Origin of the sequence: Mesorhizobium sp. M4B.F.Ca.ET.089.01.1.1 (assembly GCF_004022605.1) — a bacterium.
In the GTDB taxonomy this organism is placed as follows: domain Bacteria; phylum Pseudomonadota; class Alphaproteobacteria; order Rhizobiales; family Rhizobiaceae; genus Mesorhizobium; species Mesorhizobium abyssinicae.
In genome coordinates this window covers 1-860 of the sequence record NZ_RZOS01001002.1, presented here as the reverse complement: position 1 = coordinate 860, position 860 = coordinate 1, and the positions used below count along the sequence as shown (strand labels likewise).

Sequence of the window (860 nt, the reverse complement as noted above, 5' to 3'; positions counted from 1 at the left end):
CTCCCAAGCGTTCCCTGAGGTATCCGGCCAGTCCGTCGAGCAGACCGTCTCGTAGCTTCTCGCGCTTCGGGTCTGGATGCCTGAGAACTAACCGCCCGCATCGCTTTACGTGGCCCAGCAGTTCGTCGGCGAGCGCTTCATCGAGCTCGATCGCGTCTAGGTGAGCTTTAAGTTTTTGCCACGACAAGTCGTCGAGGGCGTCTTTGATCTCGCCTTCACTAAGTTGCTTTTCCATGTGACTTATCTGCGGCTTGAATGCGCCGGAGTCCTTTTCAACCAAATGGCTGCAATCTCTGAGCGCAGATCTGGTGCTTTCGCAAGGGCACGTGCAACATTCAGTTGAGAACTCTACACGGCTCACCGTGAAAATTATGGTTTAGCTACTGAATGAGCCGATTAGAGTGCCAGCTGGCTCTTGGGAATCTGTCATGATCATCGACCAGAAGCATCCCATCTCTTGGTCCCTCGTCGAGCGCGGCGCAGACGGCCGGAAAGTGATGACGGATCCCGCAATCACAAAACCATTCCTCTATCACATGCTGGAATGGCGTTACGCCAAGCTGATTTTCGAAACAAACAAACTGCGGCTCTCGCCCGTTCGATGTTGGCAGGACCCCTATGAGCGGTGGTGGTGCGATCGTCTGTTCAATCGCCCCGGTCCGTTGTCGGGATTTCAATCGTACGGCTCGTGTTGGACCACAGGTGCACATGACGAACCGCGTTGGCGAATGGCAGGCTTTGGTCCCGACAAGGAAACTCCTGTTGTGCGAATCCGCTGTCGTGTGGACGCGATGGTGAACGCGGCAAAAGGCCTCCTCGAGAACAGCGCCGGCTCCGCTTTTCTAGGCCGCGCCCAGTAT

1 protein-coding gene and 1 pseudogene are annotated in these 860 nt (G+C 55.9%); one reads left to right on the top strand and one right to left on the bottom strand.

Going from position 1 to position 860, the window contains the following annotated elements; translation table 11 throughout:
* A pseudogene (locus tag EN780_RS35630) lies at positions 1-235 on the bottom strand (hypothetical protein); the annotation flags it as partial.
* 193 nt (positions 236-428) lie between these two features.
* On the opposite strand from EN780_RS35630, the gene EN780_RS35625 reads away from it, so the two are divergent.
* A partial coding sequence (locus tag EN780_RS35625; protein ID WP_133372928.1) for a hypothetical protein occupies positions 429-860 on the top strand: 432 nt, incomplete at its 3' end.